The organism is Natronospirillum sp. (assembly GCF_022565775.1).
Taxonomy (GTDB): domain Bacteria; phylum Pseudomonadota; class Gammaproteobacteria; order Pseudomonadales; family Natronospirillaceae; genus Natronospirillum.
Window position 1 is genome coordinate 1 of sequence record NZ_JAIUMC010000121.1, and the last position, 7,635, is coordinate 7,635.

At 58.9% G+C, this 7,635-nt stretch carries 9 protein-coding genes; all 9 read left to right on the plus strand.

Annotation, left to right across the window (positions count from 1 at the left end):
- The first annotated feature begins 239 nt into the window (after positions 1-239).
- The 9 genes from ruvA (at position 240) to queC (ending at position 7,510) form a co-directional block, all read left to right on the plus strand.
- The gene (ruvA, locus tag LAT62_RS15150) at positions 240-839 is read left to right on the plus strand and encodes a Holliday junction branch migration protein RuvA (RefSeq protein WP_293385852.1); all 600 of its coding nucleotides are present in this window, start codon (positions 240-242) and stop codon (positions 837-839) included.
- A 59-nt stretch (positions 840-898) separates the two neighbouring features.
- Positions 899-1,912, plus strand: coding sequence for a Holliday junction branch migration DNA helicase RuvB (gene ruvB / locus LAT62_RS15155; RefSeq protein WP_293385854.1), 1,014 nt, complete (start codon positions 899-901; stop codon positions 1,910-1,912).
- Between the two features lie 120 nt (positions 1,913-2,032).
- Positions 2,033-2,791, plus strand: a complete 759-nt coding sequence (gene tolQ, locus LAT62_RS15160; RefSeq protein ID WP_293385856.1) for a protein TolQ — start codon at positions 2,033-2,035, stop codon at positions 2,789-2,791.
- A gap of 26 nt (positions 2,792-2,817) precedes the next feature.
- Complete coding sequence (gene tolR, locus LAT62_RS15165; RefSeq protein WP_293385858.1) at positions 2,818-3,210, plus strand: protein TolR; 393 nt, start codon at positions 2,818-2,820, stop codon at positions 3,208-3,210.
- Entirely contained in the window at positions 3,210-4,097 is an 888-nt protein-coding gene (gene tolA / locus LAT62_RS15170) for a cell envelope integrity protein TolA (protein ID WP_293385860.1), read from the plus strand. The genes tolR and tolA overlap by 1 nt, the downstream gene beginning before the upstream one ends.
- A gap of 2 nt (positions 4,098-4,099) precedes the next feature.
- Positions 4,100-5,401 carry a Tol-Pal system beta propeller repeat protein TolB gene (gene tolB, locus LAT62_RS15175; protein WP_293385862.1) on the plus strand — a complete coding sequence of 434 codons (1,302 nt, stop codon included), beginning with the start codon at positions 4,100-4,102 and terminating at the stop codon, positions 5,399-5,401.
- A gap of 92 nt (positions 5,402-5,493) precedes the next feature.
- On the plus strand, positions 5,494-6,030 hold the full coding sequence (gene pal, locus LAT62_RS15180) for a peptidoglycan-associated lipoprotein Pal (protein WP_293385864.1): 537 nt from the start codon (positions 5,494-5,496) through the stop codon (positions 6,028-6,030).
- Positions 6,030-6,842 carry a tetratricopeptide repeat protein gene (locus tag LAT62_RS15185; RefSeq protein ID WP_293385866.1) on the plus strand — a complete coding sequence of 271 codons (813 nt, stop codon included), beginning with the start codon at positions 6,030-6,032 and terminating at the stop codon, positions 6,840-6,842. The genes pal and LAT62_RS15185 overlap by 1 nt, the downstream gene beginning before the upstream one ends.
- On the plus strand, positions 6,839-7,510 hold the full coding sequence (queC, locus tag LAT62_RS15190; protein WP_293385868.1) for a 7-cyano-7-deazaguanine synthase QueC: 672 nt from the start codon (positions 6,839-6,841) through the stop codon (positions 7,508-7,510). The genes LAT62_RS15185 and queC overlap by 4 nt, the downstream gene beginning before the upstream one ends.
- Positions 7,511-7,635: the final 125 nt, after the last annotated feature.

The following is a 7,635-nucleotide window of genomic DNA, read 5'->3' on the forward strand; positions in this document are numbered from 1 at the left end:
AATCTTTGTGGTGCCGCCGGCTGTTGCGCCAGCCCACGGAGGATCAGCGGGACAGTTGTCTGAGCGTGTAGGCTGTGGCCCTGGGCCACGCATGCCTGAGCAAGGCTCACAGCCTACAAAACAAGGCACCACTGTTGGCGGGTTGCTGACCGGTCGGGCCAACCACCAGACATGGATTGACAAGCACCAAACAGGCGACAGGCTCACAACAGCACAACCACAGGAACCGGAGAACGAACATGATCGGACATCTCAAGGGCACCCTGAGTGCCAAGCAGCCGCCGGAAATCCTGCTGGACGTGCAGGGCGTTGGCTACGAAGTGCTGGTGCCCATGACCACCTACTATCAATTGCCCGCCACCGGCGAACCGGTCAGCCTGTGGACGCACCTCAGCGTGCGTGAAGATGCCCATACCCTGTTCGGCTTTGCCCAGGAAAGCGAGCGCCGCCTGTTTCGCACCCTGATCAAGGTCAACGGCATCGGCCCCAAGCTGGCCCTGTCGATTCTTTCCGCCATCGAGCCTGACGACTTCGCCCGCTATATCGAGCTGGAATCGGTCAATCAACTGGTCAAGATTCCCGGTGTCGGCAAGAAAATGGCCGAACGCCTGGTACTGGAACTGAAGGGCAAGCTCACCCATGCCGAAGGCAGTGCCGCCGAAATGGGCGACCTGACCAAGATCATGGGGCAGGCCGGCGACCCGGTCGAAGATGCGGAAAGTGCCCTGGTGGCGCTGGGCTACAAGCCGGCGCAGGCCACCAAAATGGTTCAGCAAGTCCGCCAGCCCGGCCTCGGCAGTGACGACCTGATTCGTCTGGCCCTGAAATCTGCCCTGTAGATGCGGCTGTCGTGATTGCCGCCTTGTCTCTTCACCTGTGCTGGGTCAAACTCTGAGTCATGATTGAAACCGACCGCTTTATCACCCCGGAACCCGAATCACCCCGTGAAGAGAAATTCGATCGGGCCATCCGGCCATCGCGCCTGGCGGACTACACCGGGCAGTCCGTGGTGTGCGAGCAGATGGATATTTTCATTTCCGCCGCTCGTCAGCGTTCCGAACCGCTGGATCATATCCTGGTGTTCGGTCCGCCTGGCCTGGGCAAGACGACATTGGCCAATATCATTGCCCATGAAATGGAGGCGTCGATCAAGACCACCTCCGGCCCTGTGCTGGAAAAAGCCGGCGATCTCGCCGCCATGCTGACCAATCTCGAAGAGGGCGATGTGCTCTTTATCGACGAGATACACCGCCTCAGCCCGCATATCGAAGAAATCCTCTACCCGGCGATGGAAGACTACCAACTGGACATCATGATCGGCGAAGGTCCGGCCGCGCGTTCCATCAAGCTGGAGCTGCCCCCGTTCACCCTGGTGGGTGCCACCACGCGTGCCGGCTTGCTGACCTCGCCGCTGCGCGACCGCTTCGGTATCGTGCAGCGTCTCGAGTTCTACAATGTGGCTGATCTGACCACCATTGTGCATCGCTCCTCGGGTCTGATGGGCATGCAGATGACCGATGAAGGCGCGCGCGAAATTGCCACCCGGTCGCGCGGGACCCCTCGTATTGCCAACCGGCTGCTGCGCCGTGTGCGCGATTATGCCGAGGTCAAAGCCGATGGCGTGGTGTCCTACGAGGTGGCACATGCCGCACTGACCATGCTGGATATCGACCCGAAAGGGTTTGATGTGCTCGACCGGCGTTTCCTCAGCACCATGATCGAGAAGTTTTCCGGTGGCCCGGTCGGCATTGAAAGCCTCGCCGCTTCGCTCAGTGAAGAGCGAGAGACCATGGAGGATGTGGTGGAGCCCTACCTGATTCAGCTCGGTTTTGTAGTGCGCACTGCACGTGGCCGGGTGGCTACACCCCTTGCCTATCAGCATTTTGGTCTGACCCCGCCCGATACGGTCTGAACTCCGAGCCAGCGGCGAGATGTAGCGACCTTAAAAACAATGCAAACCTCTGTGCAGGGTTGATCAATTTCGGTACATTGGCGCACATTGCCGAATTTCCGGGTAAGGAGAGCGTTCCTCGTGAATGGAGAGATGTCCTATATTGCGCTGATTGCCAGCGCGAGCATTGTCGTGCAAGCGGTGATGTTGATTCTGGTACTGGCGTCAGTACTGTCCTGGTATTTCATTTTCGAGCGTGCTCGAACCATTGCCCGCTTTCGCCGCGGCAGTGAGAATTTTGAAGAGCGGTTCTGGTCCGGGATGGATCTGACCCAGCTTTTTCGGCAGGTCAATGCGACGCCAGATACGGACAGTGGCACCGAGGCGGTCTTCCGGGCTGGTTTCAAGGAGTTCACCCGAGCCCGGCAACAGCCGGATCTGGACCCTGAATCCACCATGACGGCTATCCAGCGCAGTATGCGGGTGTCCGTCAACAAGGAAGAAGAACGCCTCGACAAGCATCTGACGTTTCTCGCTACAGTCGGATCGATCACCCCGTATATCGGGCTGTTCGGCACGGTTTGGGGCATCATGGGCTCCTTCCGGGGGCTGGCCATGACCTCTCAGGCCACCCTGGCCACGGTAGCGCCCGGTATCGCCGAGGCACTGATCGCAACGGCCATGGGCCTGTTCGCGGCTATTCCGGCCGTTATTGCCTACAACAAGTTTTCCAACATGGCGGTCAACCTGACCGGCCAGTATGACACCTTCGCCGAGGAGTTTTCGAGCATCCTGCATCGACAGGTGCATGCACTGGCGCGCAAGAATCAGACACGTCGGGAGACGGGTGAAAAGCCCGCAGCCGCTGCCCAGCCGCCCGAAGAGGCGCAGCGCGTATGAGGACTCGCGGGAATCGACGGCGGCCAATGGCAGAGATCAATGTCGTCCCCTATATAGACGTCATGCTGGTGCTGCTGGTCATCTTTATGGTGACCGCGCCAATGCTGACTCAAGGGGTCGATGTCGACTTGCCAAGAGTATCGACGGAGCCATTGCCTGCCGATGAAGACCGGGAGAATCTCATTGTCTCGGTGACGGCTGATCAGGAATATTTTCTTGAGCTGGGTGAGGATTCACCGCAGTCCGTACCCTTGACGGAGATTCAGACGTTTGTCCGTCAGGTGCTTGAAAACAACCCCGGCACCGCTGTTCTGGTGCGCGGCGACCAGTCCGTGCCCTACGGCCGGGTGGTGGAGTTGATGGTCATGTTGCAACAATCTGGCGTCCATAATGTGGGGCTGGTGACGGAGCCGCTCTGATGCTGCGTGATCGTGAACATCTGCTGCCACTGACCTATTCGGTGGTATTGCATCTGGCGCTGGGCATTCTGCTGATTGTCGGGCTGCCCAATATGGCGTCGCCGCCAGAGCCCAACATGCCTGAGGTTATCAATGCCCAACTGATCACCATGTCACGGGTGCAGCAGCGGGCAGAGCCGGATCCGCCGCCACAGTCGGATCCGGTTGAAGTGGCAACCACAACGGTTGAGCCAGAGCCCGAGCCGGAACCCGAACCTGAACCTGAGCCGGAACCTGAGCCGGAACCAGAGCCGGAACCCGCTCCAGAGCCCGAACCCGCGCCGGAGCCGGAACCTGCCCCGGAACCCGAGCCGACTCCGGAGCCAGAGCCCGCTCCCGAACCGATACCGGCGCCCGAAGTTGAAGAGCCGGCACCGGAGCCCGCTCCAGAGCCCGAGCCGGAGCCTGCGCCTGCTCCTGAGCCGGAACCGGCGCCCGAGCCCGAGCGTCCGCCGCAGCCACCGCCGCCGGACGATGACTTTCTGGAGCAGATGATGCAGTCCCAGTTGGAGCAGGAGGGGGCTCGGGAACGGGCACAGGCCGAACAGTCAGAGCGTGAGCGTCAGGCGACGACCACCTTTGACGGTGAGATTCGACGGCGGGTGACTCGCGCCTGGGCGCTGCCGCCCAATGTGGACAGTTCGATGGTGGTGACTCTGCGTATTGAGTTGTTGCCGACGGGAGAAGTGGTCAGTGTGCAACTGGTGAACTCCAGCGGCAGTCAGGCCCTGGATCGATCAGCAATCGAGGCGGTACAGCGGGTAGGGCGGCTGCCCGTGCCCGAAGACAACCAGATATTCGAGCGCAACTACCGGCGCTTCAATTTTGATTTCAGGCCTGAGGTATAATTATGAAAAAGCTTTGGCTGTCACTGACAATAATGCTGACTGTGGCGCTGCTCGCTGGCGCCGCACAGGCTGACCGCACGATCACTATCATCCGGGGCTATGATGACCCCTTCCGAATATCGGTTGTACCCTTCGTCTGGGATGGCAGCGGTTCAGAACCCTCGGAAATGAGCACCATCATCGAGAACAATCTCGAGCGCACCGGCCAGTTCGATGCACTACCTAGATCGGACATGCGCAGTTGGCCTACTCGCAGCGAGTCGATGGTGTTTCGCGAGTGGCGTCTGCTCAACCAGGACTATGTGGTGATTGGCCGGGCTCGTCCTCTGGACAACGGCAGGGTCGAGGTGACCTACGAGCTCTACGACCCCTATGCAGAGCGCCGCATGATCGCGCGCACGCTTACCGGAGACCGCTCGCAATGGCGTCAGCTGGCGCATCGGGCCAGTGACGCGATTTACGAAGAAATTACGGGAGTGAGAGGCGTATTTTCCACCAAAATCGCATATGTTGCGATCGAAGATACAGGATCAGGACGGCGCCATACACTGTATGTGTCTGATGCCGACGGGGAGCAGGAGCAGGCCGTGTTTGAAGCGGATCTGCCCATCATGTCCCCCGCCTGGTCCCCTGATGCCAGCCAGATTGCTTTTGTGACGTTCGCCCCTGACGGCAGCTCAGAGGTGCGAATTCTGACCCTTGGAGACGGAACAGTACGCACTGCGGCGCAGCGCCAGGGCGCCATAAACAGTGCGCCGGCGTTTTCGCCGGACGGTCGCAGACTGGCGTACACTTCGTCGCGGGACGGGGCTGCCAACATCTATGTGATGGAACTGTCCAGCGGCCAGGTGCAGCAGATTACCCGACACTGGGCCATCGATACCGAGCCGGACTGGGTGGACGATGACACATTGATTTTCACGTCTGGTCGCAGCGGACGGGCTCAGATCTACCGGATCAACCTGGGCTCGGATGACGTGGAGCGGCTGACTTTTGATGGGAGATACAATGCGCGCGCACGCGCAAGTGTGACAGGAGACCGGATAGTGATGGTGCATAATGATGGTGATGGCTACAATATCGCCACCATGGACCTGGGAAGTCGTATCCTGCAGGTGTTGACCGGAAACCCGCAGGATGAGGCCCCAAGCCTTGCACCCAATGATTCCATGGTCGTTTATGCAACCACCCAGGGAGGCACTTCGAGGCTTGCGTGGGTGTCAATAGATGGTATGGTGGAGAATGTGATGCCCAGCCGGTTTGGCAATGTGCGTGAACCTGCATGGTCGCCATTCACCTACTAGTTTAGGAGCCACTCTGGTGGTGAACTGTTTTATCGCTGTGCTATGATCAGCCGGCGGATAGATAAAACCTCTGACAAATGGGATTGAGAAAAATGTCAAAATTCAAGCTACTGCAAGTGATGCTGGTAACAGGGACACTGGTAATTGCCGGTTGCTCCAGTGCACCGACCGATGATGCCGGAATGGCAGAAGATATGGACACAACGGAAGAAACACGCACAACTGGCCTGATGCCACTGGGCGAAGCTGAGGTTGCTGAAGCAGAAGCACCCGAAGAAGAGCCGGCAATGGCAATGCCCAGCGTTCGCGTTGTTTACTTCGAGTTCGACAGCTTTTCACTGAGTTCAGCAGCTCGTAACGTTCTGGATCGCCATGTCGCTTACCTGCGTGAAAACCCGGAAGCGGTTATCGTGCTGGAAGGCCACACCGATGAGCGCGGCAGTGCCGAGTACAACCTGGCTCTGGGTGAAAATCGTGCCAAGTCGGTTCAGGACTACATGAACCTGCGTGGTGTCGAGAACTCTCAGATGTATGTCACCTCGTTCGGTGAAATGAACCCTGCAGTTGCTGAGTCAAATGAAGCAGCCTGGGCTCGTAACCGCCGGGTAGAGCTTCAGTACCAGGACTGATGACAGCACTGCAAAAAACAGCGCTGGTCGTAATCACGGGAGCTGCCCTTGGGGGCAGCTCTTTTTTGTTTGCGAACCCGCCTATCGAACAAGGCAGCCCTATTCTGCTCAATCAGCCGGGTGGGGTAACTGTTGATGATCTGGTAACCCGTGATCAGCTTCGCTCTCAACTCGATGAGCTGAGAAACGAGATGTCCGGGCAGGATGGTCAATCCCTGCTGCTCGACCGCTTGCAGCGCATGGAGCAGGAAGTACAGTCGTTGCGCGGCGAAAATGAAGAGCTGCGTGAGCGCCTGAGAAGGGCAGAGCAGGATGCCCGCGACCGCTATGCTGACCTTGATCGTCGGCTGGCCAACATGCAGACCAGCGGTGTCGGTGCCCTCCCCGAGACCTCTCCAGAGCCCGCGCAACCGCAGGCTGATGACTCCGAGGATGCACAACGCGCCTATCGGCGTGGTCGTGACCTGATCGCTGAACGGCGCTACCCGGAGGCGACGGATGCCTTGGGTGAATTTGTTGCCGACTATCCGGACAGCAGCCTGGCGGCGGACGCCTGGTTCTGGCTTGGAGAAGTGCACACGCTGTTGCGTGAATATGATGAGGCCGAAGCGGCCTACAACCGTGTACTGGATGATTATCCGGATTCCGACAAACGTCTCGACTCCCTGTTCAAGCTGGGATTCGTGGCCGAGCGCACCGGCGAAGTCGATGCCGCCGTTGATTTTTACACCCAGGTCGTTGATCAGGCGCCAGACGGCAGCCTCGGTAACCTGGCCACCCAACGCCTCGAGACACTGCGGGCCGATCAATGACCGGTGGTGCCATCGTCCTGTTGTCGGGCGGTCTAGACTCGGCAACCGCGCTTGCCATTGCGCAACAACATCACCAACCTGTTTATGCTCTCAGCTTTCGTTACGGGCAACGTCATGACGCTGAATTGCTGGCTGCTCAGCGCGTGGCTGCGCGCATGAATGTGCATGAGCACCGCATTATAGATATTGATCTCGCGCAGTTGGGCGGATCATCGCTCACCGACCCTGCTATGGCAGTGCCCGATGCGCCCAGTGAAGGTATCCCCAACACCTATGTACCGGCACGCAATACCGTGTTTCTGTCCTATGGCCTGGCCTATGCCGAAGTCACCGGAGCGAGTGCCATCTATCTGGGAATCAACGCGGTCGATTATTCCGGCTACCCGGATTGCCGACCGGAGTTTGTCACGGCCTATCAAAACCTGGTCAATGTCGCGACCCGGGCGACGGTCACCGGCAGCACCATTCGCGTGGAAGCCCCGCTGCTGGATCTGACCAAAGCCGACATCATACGTCAGGGAATTGCACTGGGCGTGGATTACGGCATTACCGTTTCCTGCTACCAGGCAGATGAAGCCGGCACCGCTTGTGGCGTTTGTGACAGCTGTCGGTTGCGGCATCAGGGGTTTGTTGATGCCGGGGTCGAGGATCCGACACCCTATCGGTAATTTAGTCGACGGTAGACGGTGCACAGTAGACAGTGAGGGTTTGACAGCCCTCTAAGGCCCGGCAACGATCATTCTGTCTTCTGTCTTCTGTCTTCTGTCTTCTGTCTTCTGTCTTCTGTCTTCTG